This is a genomic window from Pseudovibrio flavus (assembly GCF_009711345.1).
GTDB classification, from domain to species: domain Bacteria; phylum Pseudomonadota; class Alphaproteobacteria; order Rhizobiales; family Stappiaceae; genus Pseudovibrio; species Pseudovibrio flavus.
Genome location: NZ_SMMA01000046.1, coordinates 643 through 22,151, shown reverse-complemented (window position 1 = coordinate 22,151; position 21,509 = coordinate 643). Strand labels below are relative to the sequence as shown.

Below are 21,509 nucleotides of genomic sequence, written 5' to 3'. Positions count from 1 at the left end.
GCCCCCTACGCGGGGGCGTGGATTGAAACCTTGGGTAATCTGTCTGATGTAAGCGTTAGCGGTGCCGCCCCCTACGCGGGGGCGTGGATTGAAACTCACCATGGTTCACGTCCTGACCAAGGATGAGCGCCGCCCCCTCCGCGGGGGCGTGGATTGAAACGAGTAAATCAACGCATGCTCGCTGTCACAGATCGCCGCCCCCTACGCGGGGGCGTGGATTGAAACTCCAAACTGTTTTGGCGCACCATCTCAGCAACAAGCCGCCCCCTACGCGGGGGCGTGGATTGAAACAATATGATCGCATGCTCAGCAATACCAGCCGGGAGCCGCCCCCTACGCGGGGGCGTGGATTGAATCCATCCGGTCACGAATAAAGGACGGCTCACAAACAGGCCGCCCCCTACGCGGGGGCGGCTGTGCGTTCGTTTGCCGTTAACAAAGCTTCCGGAGCGCTCAAGGCTACGATTCGAGGCGGAGGAATCTGTTCGAATTTATTTCAGATGAAACGTTATCGCCTGCTTTTTTCACCATCTCCCTTGCGGGTGATAAGCGGGTGAAAGGGTGAAAAAACAATATAAATCAAATAGATAAATGGTTTTATGCCGTAAGGGTCACGCAGTCTTAAGACTCTGTTAACTAAAGCGCCGTTGACTTCCAGCTTGGAAATGCGAATTATTCAGGCAATTCTTGTTTAATCTAAAAATTCGGAAAACTTGGGAAATGGCTAGCGACCTTCTTGAACACGGGATTATGCTTTCTCAGATGAAAGCCGATCACAAGGCGTTATCCAGCACGCTTGCTGCTTTGGCGCAATCCCAATTTCCGCCTAAAGCACAGAAAGTGCTGCGCAAATTTCCGGCGTCTGAAGCTGCCAGCTATCTGGGCATCACAGCGCGCTATCTGGCGCTCTCCGCCGATGAAATGGGACTGGAGATTGAAAAGGTGGGCCGCGGTGAGCGGCGCTTTTACTCTCTAGAGGAAATGAACCAGATCCGCCGCTTTCTTGCGCACAAGGCCGGCGATGATATGGCCAAGGCGCTCAATTACGATCCGCGCCGGCGCGAAGATGACGATCTACAGATTTTGGCCTGCTCCAACTTCAAGGGCGGCTCTGCCAAAACCTGCACCTCCGTGCATTTGGCCCAGTATCTCGCGCTGCATGGCTATCGAATTCTGCTTGTTGACCTTGACCCTCAAGGGTCGGCATCGTCCATGCTGGGCATTGTTCCGGAGCTGGTACCGGAAGAAGAATCGCTGTTTGCAGCCATTCGCTACCAAGACGCGCGTCCGCTCAGTGAAGTGGTGCAGAAAACCTACATTGATAATCTGGATCTGGCCGTCGGCAGTCCATTCCTGACCGAATGGGAGTTCTTTGCACCCCATCAGGCAACGCTTGCAGGTCAGGAAGAGCCGGGCATCCGCAACCGTATTCTCGATATCGAAGATGAAAAGAAGCAAAAGGGCATAAGCAACGCCCGCCTGCGCGATCTGGAAGTGAAACTGGAGCGTGAAAACGCCGCCCTTTCCGATTGCTTGCAGCGCAAGTTGTATTTTACCCGTTTGCAGCTGGCCTTTGAGGATGTGGAGCCAGACTACGACGTTATCATCTGCGATACACCGCCAAGCCTTGGGTATCTTTCCAACGCCGCTTCCTTTGCAGCCGATCACTTGCTGGTGACCATTCACCCGCAGTGGATCGATTGTGAATCTATGGCGCAATATCTGGCCACATCCATCGCCCATAACGAGTTTTTTGAGGAAACCGTCGCCAAGCAGCTTGGGCCAGAATATCTGGTTCCTAAAACCCTGCAGTACCTCATTACCCGTCACGATAACACCTCCCGTCCGGAGACTGATGTGGTGACCATGCTGCGCAGCCAGCTGCAAAATGTACTCACCAACACTATGCTACGCTCTTCTGCCATCGCAGAAGCGGGCAATGTGCAACAGACCTTGTATGAAGCAGAACGCTCCAACTTTAACGGCAAGACCTATGACCGCGCTCTGGACTCGGTCAACAAGGTGAACGGCGAAGTGGAAGACCTGATCAAATCTTACTGGGGACGATCATGAACGAGAAGCGCAAAAGAAATAAATCAAAACTCAGCGCTATCATGACTGGCAACAACGCAGCCCTTGCGCGCTCGGGTGTGCAGGATGCCGTCGAGACTGTGGCAAAGCCCCGCGAAAACAGTGCCGTTGGCCGCTTGGGGGCTGCCCTCCACTCTTTGACAGAACAGCGCACCGAGACCATAGATCCTAGTCTCGTCATCAAGAATTTGGACGCCAAGCTCCTTATGCCTAGCATTGCTATGGACCGGGCGTTTGAAACCGATGATGATGAACTAAGCTCTCTGGCTCAAAGTATTTTGGAAAACGGCCAGCAGGTCCCTGTTTTGGTCCGCCCTCACCCATCCATGCCGGGCCATTACCAGATTGCCTACGGTCATCGCCGGGTAAAAGCCTGTCAATCTCTGGATATTGCCGTGCGCGCCGTGGTCGAAAATTTGACCGACGAGCAGCTTGTTATTGCACAAGGCAAGGAAAACGAGGAACGCAAGAACCTCACCTATATCCAGCAGTGCTTCTTTGCTGCCCAGTTGGCAAAAACTTTTACCCGCGAAGTGGTGGCGGCAGCTGTTGGGGCTGGTGATAAAACCCGCGTCTCAAAGCTAACCAGCATCATTCGCCGTGTGCCCAATGATATTTTGGAGAGCATCGGCTCTGCGCCAGGTGTGGGCAGGGTAAAATGGGAAGTTATTGCAAAGGCTTGTGAAGAGCCTGAACACATTGCCAGCGTGCGTGACAGCATTTTGGAGCTCAAAAACGCCGGTAAATGGCAGGCCATGGCAAGTGCAGATCGCTTCGCGTGGGTGCTGGATCTTATCCAAGTAGCACTAGTAAAAAGCGCAAAGTTATCCTCGCAGTCTGAAGACGAGCTAAAGTCTGGCACCAAGGCAGCGGCAAAGCCCCCTACCCTCATTCATACCAGTTCGGGCAACGCCCTGATGGAAGCACGAGGCCGGGCATTTAAGATCGTGCTGAAAGACGAACAACGCGCTCAAGCATTCGCAGATTATCTCCAAGGCCGAATGAACGAACTGTGGCGTGAGTTTGACGGGCAGGGAGATGACACATGATTTAGCTGTCATAAAATGACGGCCTCGCAGACTGCAATCTGCAAGGCCGTAATATAGCGGCACTCATCGGCGAACCTTCGAAGTACCCTCATAGCTGTTACACCGTACTTCGCTAGCTCGCAAAATGCAATTGTCTCTTTTACGGGACGATTCGTTTTGTCGTGTCTTTCGCCCTGCTTTGCCAAGAAAAATGAACGCATGTGTTTCATGCAGCTTTGGGCGTGCCTCATTTTTGAGGTGCGAGGGGCATTTCTATGCAAAATCCGGGTTCAGTGGCATCATTCAGAAAACTGACGCCAGCCATGATGCGCAGTCAGCATCTCGCTTTAGCCAATGATATTGTCGAGACCACAAAGGGCGAAGTGGCCATGGCGTTGAAGAAGGCAGCTCCCGCCTTGGGCGTGGATGGGACTTGCTATCACATTCTTGATATTCTCCTTGGCCTTACTTGCGCAGATGACTGGCAACCAAACCGCCGGCCCATTGTTGCGATCTCTAACGAGAAGCTGGCCGAATATGTGTGCCGCTCCAAGCGCACCGTCATGCGTTGCGTGAAACGTTTGGTGGAAGCGGGCGTTATTGCTTACCGCGACAGCCCTACGGGCCGGCGATACGTGCACCGTGGTGAATTCAAGAACGGAAAAATGGGTGAGATCGAGCGCGGTTTTGGCTTTGACTTCTCCCCTGCCCGTCAACGCGTACAAGAGCTGCGTGCTCTGGGAGAGGACTTTGCCGCCAAGTTAAAGGCTCAGAAGGACGCTAAGCGCTCGATCAACCGGCTGCTACGCGCTATTGAGGATATGAAGCTGCTTGCAGATCAAGAGAGCATGCCTATCGAAGATATCTGCGAGCAAGTTGAGAAAGTTCTTTCAACCTCGATGATGCTGGAAGAAAAGGCCGAGGTTTTAGCCCTTCTCTATGAAACGCTGGTTTCCCGCTTTGCTGAACAGCAAGCCCACCAAGAGGATGCAGTTGTTTCTATATCAGAAGAAATGACATGCGAGGGTGACATCAACGTCATCCCCTATAATAATACAAACCCTCAATCTCTTGAATCTAGTAGTGATAATCGGCGATCAGCTTACGCTGATCACTCACAATATGAGAATTCCGCAAAACGCGGAATTAGTTTGGCTTTTGAAAAAAGCACTTTAAGCAAATTCCGAGAAAAATCTGCGAGCAATTCAAATGCGGCAGGACTTGATAGTGTTTCTATCGATCTCTTGATATCAGCTACGCACTGCCTGCGCGAAACCTTGGGCTCGGATTACAAAAGTTGGCCCGAATTGATTGCCTCGCAGCGGGATATGGCGCTTCTGATTGGGCTTTCACCGTCCGCGCTGGCACAAGCGCAAGAGCGTGTTGGGCAACACCAATCCGCTGCCGTTCTTGCCACAACCGTGGAGAAATCTCTGCGAGATCCGCATCTAATCAGCAATCCTGCGGGATATTTCCGGGCGTGTATTGACCGGGCGGCCGTTGGAGAATTGGCCCTGCACAAGTCGTTGTTTGGGCTTGTTTCAAATTAGTTGGTTCTTCGGCAACTCTAATTGGGCAAGGGGTGCACGCGTGCACCCCCTAGACAAAGACTTCCTTCGAATGCGCTCCTCATGGAGCCCACTTGTCGAGAGAAAACTGATCCTTCCATTCCTGCTTAAAGTTTGCGATAGCACCGTCAATTTTAATCTCATGGCTTACCTGCATTCTTACATGCAGTTGATGAGTATCTTTAAGTTTGGCAGATTCTAATTTCCTTATCATTTGCGGTCACGCTGATCGAATTTGACTTCTGCGTTTTATGTTGTTCAATTTCCATATTATAAGAGATTCCAAATGCCTAAATAGGTTTTGAAGATTGATGACGATAAGATACTGGGCCTCCCGCACATCACGTGGGCACAACGATTATTTTTGGTCGGAGTTACAAGAAGGTCGCTTAAGGCAGGGCTGGGGTTACGACCAAAGCCAAGATCTTCGTCAAGTTGCGAAACTGGACGTAAAGGATCAAAGCGCTGTTCAGCGCGAGACATTCCGGCATCGGCATATGCTAGGGAAAGAAGGCGGCTGGCAAAACGGGGATATTGTCTTAGTTCCCAATATGCCTGAGCAAGGCATGTTTGCTTTGGTAAAAGTCACTGGCCCTTACCGATTTCAGATTGACCACAAAGATCACGACTTTGGGCATATCCGTGAAGTTGAGTTGCTCACAAAGCAAGGGGTGGCGAACACCAATCCGTATGTAGACAGTGAACTTCGCTCCACATTGCGCAACGCCGGGCGAGCATGGGAAATTCGAGGGCGCGACGCCGCAATAATGCGTATTCTTGAGCATGCCAACGATGAGAGCATGATCGCTCACAGCACTAATATGCAGAGAACAGCATCAGTTTTGGCGCAGGCTCTCGACACTGCAAATGCCGCGCTGCTGGAATCTTTCACTGAAGGCTTACATGGAGCTTTAGGAAAAGCGGAATGGGAAGGGGTAATTGCGAGCGCTCTCAGCCTACATTTTCCGACCGGTCAAATTAAGGCGACTGGTGGTCCCAGAGAGCAAGGCGCAGATTTGGTTGTTGAATTACCAAATCCGTTCGGTGGAGAACCATGGATTATCGTTATACAGGTAAAAGACTATCGTGATGAAGTTGGAGCAGAGGTTATCGGACAGCTTGAGCAAGCGATCACAGCCTATAGTGAAGCCGATGGCGAACCACGTCAGGTGATACAAGCTGTCTTGGCGTCGACCCAAGCCAAAGCTTCGCCAGCTTTCGAAGAGTGTGCTGCTAAGCTCACTGAGAAAACCGGGGTTCCGGTATCCGTGATTTCTGGCAAAGAGCTAATGGATTTAATCCTGCGAGGTATACTGCATTCGGGTATCGAGCAATCGATTCGAGGCTAACCCGAAAATGCAGGCTCTGTTACAAAAAGCTCTCGTGTAGAAAACAATTCCCATAAGCGGCCCGCTGAGACCGTTATTCAATAGAACATGCTGGTCTGGAGCGCGGTTTAGTGCGCTTGTCGTGAAGCAATTAGTAGTGCGCTGAATTTATTTTCTAAGTTTTTTGGCCCAGTAAAAAGTTTGCTCCATGTATTGATGCTCTACCAGATACGCTCGTAAAATGTTGATCAGCTGCGTACGCTGACGAACCAGAAGCTCGCGGGTACGAAGCTCAATGGGCTGCCCCTGCTGCTCTTCGCTTTAGACTTCCCAAAACCGCATGGTAGGGCGCGCTGCCGCCTCAACGATAGCAAAGGCGTCGTTGGCGTCATTCTTGTGCTGCTTTACAAAGGGTTTGGCATAGATAGGCGCTTTCAAGCGGCCTTCGTGACCAAGTTTGACGATCTGTCTGGCCCAGTAGTGGAAACTTGCACACGCTTCTAGAGCAACAAGGCAAGACGGTAAGCCTCTGAAAAACGCAAGAAACCTTGTCCGCGACATTTTCTTTGAGAAGAGGGTGGTTCTCTCCGGACCAGAGCCGTGTAGCTGAAACACGTTCTTTGACAGATCGGCCCCAACAATTGCTACGTCCATAAACAATGCCACCGTTGCTCGTAGAACCACAACTCTGCGTAGGGTCGCAGAAAGCCGCGGGGGGAGGCATCCATTCCATCAGAGCCTAGGGGTGTACTGTCGTTATCATAGGTTGATGAAAAGCGGCCAAATGGTTCTTTCATAAGCGTATCAAGCGTTGGAGAATGCCGCGTGATCAGCTCACAGATAAGCTAGGTCGTTCTAGGGCCCGGGTATGAAAGTGCACCGAGCCTTGAGTTGCGCAGAAAATTGCTCGAGCTACAGGGCAGGAGCTTAGCCCGCCATGTCCGACAACGAGAAAGGATCATCGATCGGAGCAAGCCTAATGTCACACTCAAGGGTGTCTATCTGCGCATGATCAGATTGCTATGGTCTTTCGCGTCAAACGCCTTCGCCTTTCGAGCGCCTCATATCGCCATGCCCGTTGTCATGCTTCCAGGTTATGGAGCGACTAGACAGCCAAAATGCTCCAGTGATGCGTTGGGCATCTTCCTGTGACCTACTCAAGGTAGCTTCACAGTCCGACTCGTATCAACGATCCGCTCGCCAGCTACCGTGGGGTGCCTCAAGTAGCGGTCTGTACTGCTCGCTACCTATTTGGATGAATCATATACTTAAATACCGAAAATCATATGAACTTGATGCGTGATAAACTGGTAAATCATACAGGATAAGATATGAAATTATCAATTTTACGTAGTGTAATAAGGGTTTAAGCCAATTGAGACTGCTAATTATGCGCAATATCATATATGAAAATTAGAGAGCCTGCGGGAATTATGGTATATGATAGAGTTGACTGGCGTAACGTGGGGGCATATTCGCGCCATTGACCCCTTGAGAGTAGCGAGCCTGAGCTACAGTCATTTGTTTAAAGACGTTTCCGTGCAATGGAACGTTAGAACGCTTGCGGATTTCGAGCATCAGCCGCTTGAGGAGCTGGTACAGCACGTTGACTTTGTGGTGTTCGACCACCCGTACTGCGGGAAGCTCTTCAATGAACAAATCTTCGAGCCTCTTAAGCTTGCGGGGTTAGAGGCTGACAAGGCTTCTAATTTTATTGGCCGGTCCCTTGAAACCTATCAATACAGAGGCAGAACCATGGGCGCGCCGATTGATGGCGCTACCAACCACGCAGTTTACCGGCAAGATTTACTAGAAGCGGTTGGAGCTGAAGTTCCGAAAAGTTGGCAGGATGTTATCGATCTTGGTCATCGCGTTCAGCTCGAAGGTAAGAAGCTCGGCTTTGCGGCTCGCGGTCACCATGGCCTTCTGGTCTTGGCAGCGCTGTGTGCCAATGCTGGTAAGCCGTGGGGTACAACGGTCGGTGAACCTTTTGCTATAGATAAAGACTGCCTGTCAGATTGCGTTGATGCGCTTCTGGAATTGCTGCCACTCTGTTCTGCTGAAAGTTGCGATTGGAACGCAATTGATCTGCACAATGCAATGACGCTTCGCGATGATATCGTTTATACGCCCTGCGTTTATGGTTATGCGGTTTATGGCGAGAAAAACATCTACCAAAACAGATTGGCGTTTTCCAATCTGCCTGGTCGCTATGAGCCATTCGAAGCTGGCTCTGTAATTGGCGGCGCTGCAATTGGTATGAGCGCGTTCTGCAAGTACAAAGCAGAAGCGCAAAACTATCTGAGTTGGTTGCTGAAAGCAGAAGTCCAGAGTGACTATTTCGCGGCGTTCCACGGTCAGCCAGCACGTGTAGAGTGCTGGGATAACGCAGAAATAGACGATCGTTTCAATGGTTACTACAGCTCTATCCGTCGGTCGATGGAAACGGCATGGATACGGCCGCGCTTTTATGGCTACCAAGAGTTTGAGTCCCAAAGTGGTGACCGGCTAGAGCTGCTTCTTCGCGGCAATATCAGCAAACAGACGTTCATGAATGATGTTCTTGAACTGTCAGTTAGACATTTCCGGAGCTGGTGAGATGTATAGTGCATCAACGCGTGCTCCAAATGATCTGCCGATGTTGGATAGAAGTCTACCGCTGGACGGTGTCATCGTGCTGGACTTAACCCTTGCGTTGGCCGGGCCTCTCTCAACTCAGCGCTTGGGAGAAATGGGTGCTCAAGTCGTCAAGATAGAAGCGCCGGAGGGCGGCGACTTTTCTCGGTACGTTCCTATCGGTGAACTAAACTCCTTTGGAGATTCCACCGCATTTGTAATGATGAACAGACAGAAGAAATCTGTCTCTATCAATTTCAAAGACCCTGAGGGCCTAAAAACATTCTATCGCTTAGTTGCGAAGGCGGATGTCATTGTTCAGAACTTCCGCCCCGGAGTTGCAGAACGCCTTGGCGTTGATTTCGACACGTTGAAGCACCTGAACAGCGAACTCGTCTATGTGTCGATTTCGGGGTATGGCACTGAAGGTCCGATGAAGGGCAGGCCGGGACAGGATCTTCTTTTGCAGAGTTTTTGCGGGCTCACCATGAACGGTGGTTCAAAAGGTGGCAATCCGCAGCCTTCGCCGGTTTTCATGGTGGATGTGACCGCGTCGCACCTTGCAACCGAGGCAGTACTTGCTGGGCTGCTCAAGGCGAAAAAGTCCGGTCAACCGCAATTTGCTCAAGTCTCCATGCTCGGTGGCATGATGGAAATGCAGTTGCAGGAAATTTCGACGTACCTTGCTCATGAAACCCCGCCTGAGCGTACAGAGTTTGACAGCTCTTCGATTTGGATGGGGCCTCCCTACGGCATTCACAGGACAGCTGATGGTTTTCTGGCGATGGCGCAGTGCGATTTGGAAGAGCTTGCGGTCTATCTGGAAAGTGCCGAGCTGCTCAAGTTGGCTAAAAATCCCAAGCCGGTTTCAGATATTGAATCTCACAGACTATGGCGCGATGCAATCTATAGCGAACTGGAACGTGTCTTTGCCACACGGTCGGCAATCGAATGGGATGCTTACCTTTCGCCCAAGAATGTCTGGTGCATGGTTGTACAGGATTACAAGACCTTTCTGGCGCACCCGCAAACTCAGCAATACCTATGCACGATGAGCCATCCGGTTCATGGCACCTACACAACACCCAAGCCCGCTATTCAGTTTAACGGGCTCGAGGAGCCTCAACTAACGCCAGCGCCGCTCTACGCTGCAGATACCAGAGAAGTCCTTCAAGACTTTGGTTTTTCCTCTCAAGAGGTCACCAATCTTGAAGAAAACGGCGCCGTCTATCAGCACATCTATTCTTAAAATTCAAAGACAGTGGGAACACCCTTTATGTTCGTGCCTAATAATAAACCCGGCCCGTTGTCCGGTGTAACAGTTCTTGATCTAACGCTTGCCATGGCTGGCCCTCTGGCTACCTCTAGAATGGGTGACTTGGGTGCCAACGTTTTGAAGGTAGAGTCTCCTTCAGGTGACTTCTCACGCCTGTGGCCAATTGCCGGTTACGTACATGGTGGAGAGTCAAGCGCCTTCTTGACCATCAACCGTAACAAGCGCGGTATGGTCATTGATCTAAAAGCAGATGAGGGCAGGGAGTTGCTCTATAAGCTGGTCGAAACCGCAGATGTTCTGGTACAGAATTTCCGTCCCGGCGTCGAAAAGCGCTTGGCAATCGACTTTGATACCTTGAAGAAGATCAACCCCAAGCTCGTCTACATCTCGATTTCAGGTTACGGCGACGAAGGCCCAATGGTTGCGCGGCCGGGTCAGGATCTGCTGGTGCAGTGTTTCTCTGGTCTTACCTTTAACGGTGGTGCCCGCAATCAAAAGCCGAGTACATCGCCAATCTATATCATTGATACTTGCGCTTCTCACTTGGCGGTAGAAGCAGCGCTCTCCGGTTACATCGAAGCGATGAAGACCGGAAAGGGCCAGCATATGAAAGTATCACTGCTTTCTGCTGCTCTCGAAATTCAGGTGCAGGAAATCTCCACTTATCTAACCAGCGGAAATATCGCCAAGCAGTCGGATATCGACGCAGTCTCAACGTGGATGGAGCCGCCGTATAACATCTACAGGACGCAGGATAGCTGGATAGCTATTGCCCATGCGACTTTCCCGAGTGTGGCAGAAGCATTTGACCGCCCTGAGCTTATTGAGATAGGCGCAGCACGCCCTGACATTGCTTCTGGTGAGCCATATCTCAAGTGGCGCGACCAAGTCTTCGCGATTGCACGGGAAGAGTTCGAGAAGAATACGACCGAGTTCTGGCTAGAGAAAATGACTGCTCTGGGCATCTGGGTTGGCCCGGTCAATGACTATGAAACCATCAAAACTCATCCGCAATTCAAGGACCTTTTCACCCTCGTAGAGGGCCACAAGGGCGGAACCTACACAACGCTCGCTCCGGCCATCCGGTTTGATAATACTCCGGCAATTAGGCCAGCTCCGGGCCTTGGAGAGCATACCGACGAAATTCTGGCTGAGTATGGTTACGATGCCCAGTCCATCAGCACCCTTCGCGAAAAACAGATCGTTAAATAAGGCCACCAGACATGCTTACTTCCAATGATGCTTATGAACTGTCGAGCGAGCTTGTTGCCTCGATTGCAGACCGCCTTGTCGAACATGAATTCCAGTGCTGGTTTTATGGCGATTCAGTTGGTTTCGAAGGTCTGATTGCTGCCTCTGACTATCTCGGAGACCCTGCATATCTGGAGTTCTCGCGGGGCTTCTTCAGAGCATGGGCAGCTCGTATCGAGCCGTTTTTGCTGGATGACAATACAGCGGCTGGCCATGCCATCTGCGAAGTTGCGGACCGCACCGGCGATAAGCTTCTAACCGAAGCTGCCATTAAACTTGCTCATTACCTGCATGCGCGCCGCAAAGTGAATGATGTGTCCATCACATTCCCTGATACACTGCGCTCTCTGCGTGAACCTTATGGTGAAGTAGAGCTTAGTGAAGAGCAGCAAGAACAGATGAAGGCTCCGGGAGCGGGCATCTATCTGGACTGCATGCACTTTGATCCACCATTCTATGCCCACTTGGCGAAGCTTGATCCAGAAGGCGGTTGGGCTGACGTGGCTATCAAAGAGATCCTCGGTTATAAAGAGCTGCTCCAAGATGAAGAGACCGGCCTTTACTGCCACTACTGGCTAGAGGACGTGCAGCGTTCTTACATCCGCGGTTGGGGCCGTGGTCAGGGCTGGGCGCTTTTGGGTCTTCTCGATGTTGCAAAGCTTGCACCGAAAACTTGTAGGGACTGGGACCGTGTGAAAACCGAGGCATTGGAGCTCGCGCGAACCATGCTTCGCTATCAGCTTGAAGATGGTAACTGGCATTGCTTGGTTCATGAGCCGCGCTCCGGACCGGAAAGCTCCACCGCCGCTTTCATGGCTTCGGCGTTCTATCGCGGCATGGCTTGCGGAATTCTACCTCGCGAAGAGTTTGAAGAACCAGCAGCTCGTGCGTTCAAAGCCATGGTGGGTAATCTGGATGCCGAGGGCAACCTACAGGGAGTTTCAGCTGCGGTTTATTCTGCTCTGGTGGAAGAACACTACTGGTACGTGCCGCTAAACTTCATTGTTCCTTGGGGCCAAGGTCCCGTTCTCACTGCAATCAATGATCGTAATCATTACTTCTCCGCTTCTGAAGGAGCAGACAATGACGAATGACATTGGCGGTATCTATCCGGTTCTCTATTCATTTTTCAACGAAGATGGAACGCTGAACAGAACCAACTTTCAAAAACAGATCGAGCACAGCTTGCGGGCAGGGGTTCACGGCGTTGCTGTTCTAGGGTTGATTACCGAGGTCGGTTCACTGACTCCGGATGAACGTAGAACGTTGATCGACTGGACGACCGATGCTGTTGCAGGAGAAGTTCCGGTCGCGGTGACCATCGCTGGCAGAACGGTCGCGGAACAGCGAGAGCTTGCCCAATACGCTCAAAATGCAGGTGCGAGCTGGATGATTTTCCAGCCGCCTCTTGGCGTTAAGCCGACCTCTGAAGAACTTCTGGAGTTCTATGTGGAGGTGATGGAAGGCGTTGAAATTACAACCGGCATTCAGAATGCGCCGGAGTATATCGGTTGCGGTCTTGAGCCTAAACATATGATTGAGCTCGCGCGTCTGCGTCCGAACTTTAAGGTTATGAAAGGTGAGGGGCCGGTCGTAACGGTGAAGCCTTACGTTGACCAGCTAGCAGGTCAGGTGTCTGTCTTCAACGGCCGTGGTGGCCTTGAGCTTTATGACAACCTCAAAGCAGGCTGTGTTGGCCTTGTTCCGGCGCCGGACTGTGCAGACGTTCAAGTGCAGCTCTACAACGCTTTCGTGAAGGGTGATTTCGAGCAGGCGCAGGACTTTTATGAGGAGCTATTGCCGTATGCTGTGTTCTCGATGCAATCGATCCACACAGCGATTTACTACGGCAAACACATGTACACCCGAAGAATTGGCCTAGAAAACGCGAGCACTTGCAGATCGGATGCGATCGTTTTCGACCCCTTCTTTATTGAAGCGGGTCAGACTTGGCTTTCTAGACTGGGTCCTTACAGGGTCGCTCCCTAGTTGATGCTGTAAGCGATAGAGAGGGAACTGTTATCATCTCCACGAGGAATAGTTCCATTCCCTCCCAGAGAAAGGGCCTCCTAAATTAGGAGGCCCTTTTTGCATGTTTCCTAGGTAATTTGATAGGCCCTTAGCGCCCAGTAAATTTGGGCGGACGCTTTTCAGCAAATGCGGCTTTACCTTCCGCTGCATCCTGTGTTGCAAAGCCAATGGTGCGAAGATCGCGTTCATACATAATGGCCTGCTCCAATGGCATGGAAGCCGCAGAATGTAGGTTGATTTTGGCCATTTGCGCAGCAATGGGAGCCCTGCTTGCGATTACTTTTGCAAGCTCTGTGACATGAGCCATCATTGCTGAGTTGTCCGCGAAGATTTCGTCTACAAGGTTCCAGTCTTTCGCTGTTTGTGCGTCGATCGGGTCGCCTGTGTAGAGCATTCTAGCAGCTTTGGATGGGCCAACAGCACGCGATAAGAATGCAGCCATACCGCCGCCGCCAATCCAGCCGAGCTTGATCTCAGGTGAGGCAAATTTGGCATTTTGAGTTGCGACACGAATATCGCAGGAAAGGGCGAGTTCAAGACCGCCCCCCATTGCGTAGCCGTTCACTGCGCAAATAGTTGGCTTCACAACACTGCGGATTGCATCGCAGTAGTCTTTTGCCATCCGGTGAGCCCAAGGAGAGCCATAGTCCTTCAGCTCCTTGATGTCACTGCCTGCACAAAAAGCTCTGTCCCCGCTTCCGGTTAGCACCAGTACCCTGATTTCGCTGTCATTGTTTACCCGCTCAACAATAGAGACAATCTCGTCATTCATTAAGGGGTTTACGGCGTTCAACCTCTCGGGCCGGTTCAAAGTGGCTGTTGCTACGCCTTCCTGAACATCGAATAGAATGAAGTCACTCATTTTGTATCCTCCTCCATCACTTTGATAACGCCCGCGTCGTTGAGGGACTGGATTTCGCTCTGGCCTATGCCCAGCTCGCTCAGAATGTCGTGGGTATGCTCACCAGCTTGCGGTGTAGGACGGAAAATGGCGCACGGTGCTTTTGTGAAGTTGATCGGGAAGCCCGGTGTCTTCACGCGGCCTTCTGTCGGGTGATCATATTCGACAAAACTTTTGTTATGAATGACCTGCGGGTCTTCCATCATAGACTGGTAGTCATGGACCGGGCCGCACCAGATGCCCACACGGTCAAAGGTTTCGAGCCAGTACTCACTTGTGTTTTTGACGAGCGCCTTGCGAGTGGTGTTGGTGATGAAGTCGCGTTGTTTATGCCCGTCGATTTCGTCATCCATGTCCAAAAATGCTGGCTCATCAATCAGTTCGCCAAGCGTCTTCAGGTTTGGTGTTGCAAGAGCAATGTAGCCGTTCTCTGTCTGAAAAATGCCATAGGGCGCGCGAATGTAGACGTGCCCATGATCGGAGTTGGTACGTTTTTGCGGAATGTGCCCATGGGAGAAAATCGTAAGTTCCTGCACCTGATGCGCAATGATGGAGTCCAGCATATTGACTGTAATGAGCTGGCCTTCACCGGTACGCTCTCTGTGCAGCAAGCCGCCAAGTACAGCTTCAAAAGCTGTATAGGCAGTCGTCGCGTCTACAACATACTGGCCGGAAGGGGCTGGCGGAGCATCGACCGAACCTGTCGAGTACATAGCACCAGAAAGGGCTTGCACCAGCATATCCTGTCCAGGCCGTGTGGTGTACGGACCGCTTTCACCGTAGCCCGACATCGATACGTAAACGAGATTCTTCTGGTGTTGTGTCAGCGTTTCGTAATCAAGGCCCAATCGCTCAGCAACGCCGGCGCGATAGTTTTGAATGAAAACATCAGCGGTTTTGACAAGCTCATAGAGAATTTTTTTGCCCTGCTCGGATTTGAGATTGACGGCAAGGCTGCGCTTGTTGCGGTTAAGACACAAGAACGACGTGTTGATCTTGTTGCCTTTTGAGCCGCCAGCTGAAACGTGGCGTTGCCATTCACCGGTAACAGGTTCGATTTTGATTACATCTGCGCCCATGTCACCTAGCCGCTGTGCCGCAAAAGGGCCAGCCATGGCAATGGAACAATCAAGTACTCGGTAGTTTTTTAGGATGGACATTGTAGATCCGTTTCGAAATTCCAACGGACTTCTGCATCATCTTCTGTGTCTATCACTCTGATAGATATCGAGCCGCAATTGATCTCGTTCGCTCATGAGAGCCGTAGCGCTAGTCTTTACAGTCAAGCAGTTCGCTACATCGCCCAGATGGCTTAAGGGATCACGCTCCCCGTTCGGCAGGTGATCGAAACAAAAAGAGAATTAAACTTAAGTGCGCCAGTTGGTTGATAGTGGGACTTGAGGGAAAGGAGGCAGAAAATGTCTGCCTCCTTTGTGTTTGCGTTAGCCGACCATCCAGAGCGAAATGTTCGGGTAGGCTATCATCAGCGCGAGCACGCACAGCTGAATGAGGATGAATGGGATAAGCGCGACGAAAATGTCTTTCAGCGAGATCTCCGGTGGGGCGACGCCTTTGAGGTAGAAGGCAGCCGGGCCGAAAGGCGGGCTGAGGTACGATACCTGCATGTTGATGGAGAACAGAATACCGAACCAGACCGGTGAGTAACCAAGCTGAACAACGATCGGCACAAAGATTGGCAGTGTCAGCATTGCGATACCAATCCAGTCAAGGAATGTACCCAGTACCAGCAAGATAGCCATCATTGTGAGGATGATGAAGATCGGTGAGGTGTCCATGCCAAGGATCGTCTGAGAAACGAACTGGTTGCCACCCATCAGGTTGTACACGCCAACGATAGTTGCTGCGCCAATACCGATCCATACCATCATGCCGCAGGTAACCATGGTCTGACGGACAGACTTCTTCAGAAGATCAACGGAGAACTCCTTGCGGATCACGATAGCAAGGATCACGCCGAACACACCCATTGCCGCTGCTTCCGTAATCGAAGCAATGCCGCCGTAGATGGAGCCCAGCACCATTGTTGCGACCAGCACCGGTAGGATAACCGATTTCACACCGTTGATCTTTTCCTTCAACGGAATATTGGCTTCCTCTTCTGGCTGTGGTGGGCCGAGTTTCGGATTGAGGTTACAGCGAATGAGGATGTAGGAAACATAAGAGAGCATCAAAATGACTGCAGGAATAACTGCCGCGAGGAACAGTTCTGCAATCGATACTGATGCCATCATACCGTAAATGATGAGCACGATGGATGGAGGCACCATGGTGCCGAGTGCGCCACCTGCACAGCAAACGCCGATAGCGATGTTTTTATCATATCCGAGGCGAAGCATCTGCGGCAGTGCGAGGATGCCGAGCAGGATGATCTCGCCGCCAATGATGCCAGACATTGCTGCAAGGAAGAACGCTACAAACAGGGTTTGTACGGCCACACCGCCCGGCAGGCGTCCTGCAAAGACGCGCATGGCATTAAACAGGTCTCGTGCAATGCCAGAGCGGTCAAGCAGAGACGCCATCAAGATGAACATTGGAACTGCAACCAGAGAGTATTCGGAGATAAAGCCGAAAATTCGTGCAGTTACGAGAGGCAGTGCCATGTCGCCGAACCACCCGAAGGTGAAGAAAAGCGCCACTAGACCTGTAGTGAATACGAGCGGTAGACCGGTTACGAGCAACGCGAAGATGGAGCCGACGAGTAGGTAAGTGCCCCACTCAATGCCCATTGCACTTAAGCCAAGCATTATTTGCTCTCCTCTTTATTCAAAAAGCGAGCATCGCCGCCGCGCAGGAAATAGATAAGATGCATGATGGACTGCAGTGTCATGACACACAGTGTGCCGAAGATGATCATCTTGACGTATGCTGGGAATGGAGGATTCCAGTAGGTGCCAGAGCGTGCGAGATAAATGTCACCTGCTGGATTGAATACGGACTTGAGCATCATCAAGTAGGACGCGTAGGTGAAGCCCACACAGAATAAAAGGGCGATCAGCGTGTTTACGATATCTAGGTAATTACGTTTTTCTGGTGGAAGCATGTCGTAGATCATGCGAACGCGGATGTGTTTGTCGCGTGCGAGCGCAACAGGACCGCCAATACAAAAGGCAATGGAAACCAGAAATACGACGGTCTCGTGGACCCATGAGGTTGGAGAGTTAAATAAGTATCGAGAAAAGACTTCAAAGACAGAGATTGCCATACTAGCTAGAATAATCCAGGCAACCCAGTCCCCCACCTTGGCAACCTGTCTATCCAGCCAGGTGCGCATAATTCCGTCAGTTGCGTGCATTTCCTCAGTAAGGAGAGTTGTTTGCTCTTCTAACGCCGACCGTTCCGTAGTCGTGGTCATCGTTGTTGCCTCGTTCAAGGTATTCAGACACAACTTCTCTAATCACCGGTGCGACTAACACCGACGTTGATGCCTAAATATGTTCATGGACAGGAGTTTATTGAAGAAAGGCACCCAGCGAGTACCGGGTGCCTTTAAGAAGTCTTTACATCAGATTACGGCGTTCAAGGAACTCAGAGACGGACTCTACGATCTTGGCGCACATTTCGGACTTCTTCGCCCAGACTTGCCATTCTTCCTGAGCGATTTTGCGGAATTTCGCACGTTCTTCAGCAGGCATGTTCACGAGTTCGATGGTTTCATCCTGCTCGATGATTTCAACTGCTTTGATATCGCGCTGCTTCAGAGTGTAAACCATCTTGTATGCGAGCTGGTCTGCTGAAACTTCGAGTACTTCCTTGATGTCTTCAGGCAGCGCATCCCAGATACCTTTGTTGATGGAAAGGTCTAGCAGAGGTGCAGAGTGGAAGCCCGGGTAGGAAGGGTATTTAGCAAAGGCATGGAAGCCCATGTCTTGGTTAGTCGCAAGAACAGTATAGTCCGCAGCATCGATAACGTTCTTTTCCAGACCGGTATAAACGTCGGAACCTGGCAGGTTAACCGGTGCAGCACCTGCTACAGCGAACACGTTATAAACCATACCTTCCGGAGCGCGCACTTTAAGACCCTTAAGGTCTTCAACCGAGCGGATTGGCTTGCGGGAAGGGAATGCTTCAACGCCGGTTGCAAGGCCACCGATGTTGTGAACGTTGTAGGAGTGCATGAGTTCTTGGAACAGCTCTTCGCCGCCGCCGTATTTAAGCCATTCTACCAGCTCAAGTGGATCGCCCCACGCACCCACCATATCGCCAAACATTGCAAAAGCTGGATCTTTACCTGCAAAATAAGATGTTGCAGTAGACTGGCCCTGAATGATGTTTGCGCCGACAGCTTCAAGAGTTTCACTGTAAGGAACAACGGCGCCAGCTGGCATGAAGGTGATCTTTACGCGGCCGTTGGTCATTTTAAAGACGCTTTCAGCCCATTCCTGCTTCAGCACGAACTGTGGCTCACCTGCAGATTCAGAACCTTGGAAGGTCCATTGGTATTCTGCAGCGGATGCACCGCCCACCATCATTACACCAGCGACAGCGCCCAAAGCTGCCAGTTTCAACTTACCTAACATTACTTCCTCCACTGCACGGACTGGGTGCATTTTACCCCAGATCACGATGCTAAGTTTCTTCATAAGTGTCTATGCAATTGAAATACTTATGAAATTAAGAAACATGGATTTCTGTAGTCACCTTCACCTACATAGGTGACTTGGTCCCTTCCCAGAACCAGTGGTGTTTATGAAAGACCCTTTTTGCGACGGGTCCTTGCAAAAGATCTCCATGTTCAACCTCCCGAGGGACAAATACATCATATATAATGAATGCATGAGGACCTCTTATTTCATATATGCTATTGACTGAAATATTTAGTCTCAATTGGAGTTATCGCGTATTACGGCGCGTTAGATGCTAAATATCGGCGGAAATCGCATGGAATTATGATATATCGTATATTATCTGATTGAATTTCTGAATGGCTGTGATTTATCTGGGTATATGATTCATTCGTGAATTCACAACAATCACGCAAATAATCCGAAAACAGCATTTATTGAGGAACGCATGACACAGCTCGATGAAGTCAGAGACTGCGTGGAATTGGAAATCGAAGGTCACGTAGCGGTTATGACGCTTAACCGCCCGCAAAAGCTTAACGCCCTAACAGTACAAATGGCTGAGCGCATCACCGACATTTGCACTGAATTGGAGTGCAATAGCGCGGTGCGTGTTTTGCTCATCAAGGCAACCGGTGGGAAATCATTCTCTGCGGGTAGTGATATCAATATGCTGCACCAGCTTGGTTCCAACTGGGAAGGTCGCAATAGAGCCGACTACAAACGCGATTATATCGCTCCGCTCCTGCGTTTCAAAAAGCCGATCATCGCCGCAATTGATGGTTACTGTCTCGGCGGCGGTTTGGAAGTTGCTATCTGTGCTGATATCCGCCTTGCTACCCCGAGTTCCACTTTTGGCGCTGCGGAAATCCGTAATGGCTGGCATTCGGGTTCAGGTAACGTAACCATTCTCCCGCGCCTCATCGGATATGGCAACGGTATGCGCTACATTCTGACTGGCGAGAAGTTTGATGCAAAACGCGCCTATGAAATGGGCTTCCTGCAAGAAATCGTTGAGCGCGAAGATCTTGAAAAAGTAGCCATGGAAATGGCGGAGCTTCTTGCAAGCCTATCGCCTGTAGCAATCCAGTCAGCCAAGAAGCTCATCCGCCAGACAGAGGGTACTACTTGGGACCAAGGCCTTGCATGGGAAAATGATATGTACTCCTACTGCATGCTGACCGAGGATGCCAAAGAAGGCATCGCTGCATTTGGGGAGAAGAGAAAACCTGTGTTTTCTGGCAACTAAGCTCCTATTATAGATGAGGCTCAGGCACTTCTTGTAACGTGCCTGAGCCTTTGTGGTGCATACAAAGGCTATGCAGATCATTGAGAGTGACCATGACCGAACCTGAAACCCATACTTCTGATAGCGCAGGCGCTGCAGTTTACCGTGCTGTTAAGCGGGCCATTGCAACCCGAGCTATTGAACCGGGCGGAAAGCTGAATATTGCGGAGCTCGCGAAGATCCATAGTGTAAGTGCCATTCCGGTTCGCGAGGCTCTGGCGCGGCTTCATGCAGAACGTTTGCTGGTTTACGAGGCAAACAAAGGGTATCGGGTCGCCCCTCCGGCAACTCGAGAAGATATCCTGAAATGGCAGGAAGCACGCATTCTCATTGAAACTGCGGTTGCTTCACCGTTGATTGCACATGCAACTGATGAAGATGTTCAGTACTTAAAGGCGGTGAACAAAGAGATCTCGGCAAGACAGTACAGCCTCAATTATGAGGACTATAACTTCTTCATCGAGCAAAATGCTCTGTTCCATCAAAGAATTATATCTGCCACGAAAAACCACTTCATTGTTGGCATGTACCAATCAATCGGTATCTCGTCCCATAGTGAGAGATGGCATGAAGGGGAAGGCGTGCCGGATGTACACCTGATTATCTCCGAACACGAGCACATAATTCATAGCATCGAAACGAGAAACGTTGCCGAGTACACCTATGCTGCCCGTCAACACATCGAAAAGGGGTTCTCTCGAACCCTGCTGGCCAAATAATTATAGGCCGCTATTAGCTCCAATCATCAAGGCGCCCTCTCAAAGACGCGTCACCCTGCCAAAAACAGCTGTGATCCTCCGACGTTCTTATCTGGAGCGGAGGATAATGCTGTCTTGTTGAACGCCTACTGAGAGCGCCCCTTTTTTGAAAGATCACAAGGGGATCACCATGCAAGACGAGATGAGCGCAGTTCTGGTTGCCGTTGACTGGGGCACCAGTTCGTTCCGTGCGCGTACTGTTCGGGCAGACCGTTCGGTCATCGACACCATTTCCACCGACGAAGGTATTCTGAAAGCCAAGGGCCGCTTTGAAGAGGTGTTCCGCACCCACATTCCAGCGCTCAAAGGCTACCGTGCAGGCCTTCCTGTGATCCTTTCGGGCATGATCGGCTCCCGCAATGGCTGGGTAGAAGTGCCATACGCCACCATGCCAACCAAGCCGGACGCCCTGTCCAAAGCCATGACCAAGATCGAAGTGGAAGGCATCGGTGATGTCTGGTTCATTCCGGGCATTATGGCTGAAGGCGATAAGGCCGACGTGATGCGCGGCGAGGAAACCGAAATCTTCGGCGCACTGGAAATGCTCGGCATTGCCAACGCCACCATGATCATTCCGGGCACCCACTCCAAACACGTTGATATCCGTGACGGCGCGATCCAGAGCTACCGTACCTACATCACCGGTGAAATGTTCCACGCGCTGACCACAGCAACCATTCTGGGTGCTTTCGGTAAGGACGTTTGTGAAGACTGCGAATGGTTTGCTGAAGGCGTACGCATTGGTGCGCGTGATGGCAACTCCGGCGCGCTGCTCAACCGCCTGTTTACC

18 protein-coding genes and 1 CRISPR repeat array are annotated in these 21,509 nt (G+C 51.1%); of the genes, 12 read left to right on the top strand and 6 right to left on the bottom strand.

Features of this window, described 5'->3' with window-relative positions:
- Nucleotides 1-63: 63 nt before the first annotated feature.
- Nucleotides 64-357: direct repeats of the CRISPR family, unit length 32 nt; unit sequence GCCGCCCCCTACGCGGGGGCGTGGATTGAAAC.
- Between the two features lie 363 nt (nucleotides 358-720).
- From E1162_RS01520 to E1162_RS01505, 4 genes are all read left to right on the top strand, one after another.
- On the top strand, nucleotides 721-2,073 hold the full coding sequence (locus tag E1162_RS01520) for an AAA family ATPase (protein WP_155125912.1): 1,353 nt from the start codon (nucleotides 721-723) through the stop codon (nucleotides 2,071-2,073).
- Nucleotides 2,070-3,140 carry a plasmid partitioning protein RepB gene (gene repB, locus E1162_RS01515; protein ID WP_155125910.1) on the top strand — a complete coding sequence of 357 codons (1,071 nt, stop codon included), beginning with the start codon at nucleotides 2,070-2,072 and terminating at the stop codon, nucleotides 3,138-3,140. The genes E1162_RS01520 and repB overlap by 4 nt, the downstream gene beginning before the upstream one ends.
- Nucleotides 3,141-3,394: 254 nt before the next feature.
- The gene (repC, locus tag E1162_RS01510) at nucleotides 3,395-4,669 is read left to right on the top strand and encodes a plasmid replication protein RepC (protein WP_155125908.1); all 1,275 of its coding nucleotides are present in this window, start codon (nucleotides 3,395-3,397) and stop codon (nucleotides 4,667-4,669) included.
- Nucleotides 4,670-4,998: 329 nt separating this feature from the next.
- Nucleotides 4,999-6,036, top strand: a complete 1,038-nt coding sequence (locus tag E1162_RS01505) for a restriction endonuclease (RefSeq protein ID WP_155125906.1) — start codon at nucleotides 4,999-5,001, stop codon at nucleotides 6,034-6,036.
- Nucleotides 6,037-6,336: 300 nt separating this feature from the next.
- Here the strand turns inward: E1162_RS01505 and E1162_RS01500 are convergent, their stop codons facing one another.
- Complete coding sequence (locus E1162_RS01500) at nucleotides 6,337-6,669, bottom strand: hypothetical protein (RefSeq protein ID WP_155125904.1); 333 nt, start codon at nucleotides 6,667-6,669, stop codon at nucleotides 6,337-6,339.
- 786 nt (nucleotides 6,670-7,455) lie between these two features.
- Between E1162_RS01500 and E1162_RS01495 the strand changes: the two genes are divergently transcribed.
- The 5 genes from E1162_RS01495 to E1162_RS01475 are packed head-to-tail and all read left to right on the top strand — an operon-like array spanning nucleotide 7,456 to nucleotide 13,147.
- Nucleotides 7,456-8,613, top strand: a complete 1,158-nt coding sequence (locus tag E1162_RS01495; protein ID WP_155125902.1) for an extracellular solute-binding protein — start codon at nucleotides 7,456-7,458, stop codon at nucleotides 8,611-8,613.
- A 1-nt stretch (nucleotide 8,614) separates the two neighbouring features.
- The gene (locus E1162_RS01490; RefSeq protein ID WP_257098568.1) at nucleotides 8,615-9,880 is read left to right on the top strand and encodes a CaiB/BaiF CoA transferase family protein; all 1,266 of its coding nucleotides are present in this window, start codon (nucleotides 8,615-8,617) and stop codon (nucleotides 9,878-9,880) included.
- Nucleotides 9,881-9,907: 27 nt separating this feature from the next.
- Entirely contained in the window at nucleotides 9,908-11,119 is a 1,212-nt protein-coding gene (locus E1162_RS01485) for a CaiB/BaiF CoA transferase family protein (protein ID WP_155125898.1), read from the top strand.
- 11 nt (nucleotides 11,120-11,130) lie between these two features.
- The gene (locus tag E1162_RS01480; protein ID WP_155125897.1) at nucleotides 11,131-12,252 is read left to right on the top strand and encodes a glycoside hydrolase family 88 protein; all 1,122 of its coding nucleotides are present in this window, start codon (nucleotides 11,131-11,133) and stop codon (nucleotides 12,250-12,252) included.
- Nucleotides 12,242-13,147, top strand: a complete 906-nt coding sequence (locus E1162_RS01475; RefSeq protein ID WP_257098567.1) for a dihydrodipicolinate synthase family protein — start codon at nucleotides 12,242-12,244, stop codon at nucleotides 13,145-13,147. Before E1162_RS01480 ends, E1162_RS01475 begins: the two co-directional genes overlap by 11 nt.
- A 130-nt stretch (nucleotides 13,148-13,277) precedes the next feature.
- Here E1162_RS01475 and E1162_RS01470 read toward each other — a convergent pair whose 3' ends face one another.
- The 5 genes from E1162_RS01470 to E1162_RS01450 all read right to left on the bottom strand — a co-directional run bounded on the left by E1162_RS01470 (nucleotide 13,278) and on the right by E1162_RS01450 (nucleotide 18,628).
- Nucleotides 13,278-14,051, bottom strand: a complete 774-nt coding sequence (locus E1162_RS01470) for an enoyl-CoA hydratase/isomerase family protein (RefSeq protein ID WP_155125892.1) — start codon at nucleotides 14,049-14,051, stop codon at nucleotides 13,278-13,280.
- A complete protein-coding gene (locus tag E1162_RS01465; protein WP_155125890.1) occupies nucleotides 14,048-15,250 on the bottom strand; it encodes a CaiB/BaiF CoA transferase family protein in 1,203 nt (400 codons plus the stop codon). Before E1162_RS01465 ends, E1162_RS01470 begins: the two co-directional genes overlap by 4 nt.
- A gap of 282 nt (nucleotides 15,251-15,532) precedes the next feature.
- Nucleotides 15,533-16,855, bottom strand: coding sequence for a TRAP transporter large permease (locus E1162_RS01460; protein ID WP_257098566.1), 1,323 nt, complete (start codon nucleotides 16,853-16,855; stop codon nucleotides 15,533-15,535).
- Nucleotides 16,855-17,463: a TRAP transporter small permease subunit gene (locus E1162_RS01455; RefSeq protein ID WP_257098565.1), complete on the bottom strand. Its 609-nt coding sequence runs from the start codon at nucleotides 17,461-17,463 to the stop codon at nucleotides 16,855-16,857. The genes E1162_RS01460 and E1162_RS01455 overlap by 1 nt, the downstream gene beginning before the upstream one ends.
- Before the next feature lie 145 nt (nucleotides 17,464-17,608).
- Entirely contained in the window at nucleotides 17,609-18,628 is a 1,020-nt protein-coding gene (locus tag E1162_RS01450) for a TRAP transporter substrate-binding protein (protein WP_155125888.1), read from the bottom strand.
- Nucleotides 18,629-19,121: 493 nt separating this feature from the next.
- Here E1162_RS01450 and E1162_RS01445 point away from each other — a divergent pair, with 493 nt between their 5' ends.
- The 3 genes from E1162_RS01445 to E1162_RS01435 form a co-directional block, all read left to right on the top strand.
- Nucleotides 19,122-19,922, top strand: a complete 801-nt coding sequence (locus tag E1162_RS01445; RefSeq protein ID WP_155125886.1) for an enoyl-CoA hydratase/isomerase family protein — start codon at nucleotides 19,122-19,124, stop codon at nucleotides 19,920-19,922.
- Between the two features lie 92 nt (nucleotides 19,923-20,014).
- Entirely contained in the window at nucleotides 20,015-20,680 is a 666-nt protein-coding gene (locus tag E1162_RS01440) for a GntR family transcriptional regulator (RefSeq protein ID WP_155125883.1), read from the top strand.
- A gap of 169 nt (nucleotides 20,681-20,849) precedes the next feature.
- Nucleotides 20,850-21,509, top strand: a 660-nt coding sequence (locus E1162_RS01435) for a 2-dehydro-3-deoxygalactonokinase (RefSeq protein ID WP_257098564.1), incomplete at its 3' end; no start/stop codon positions are given.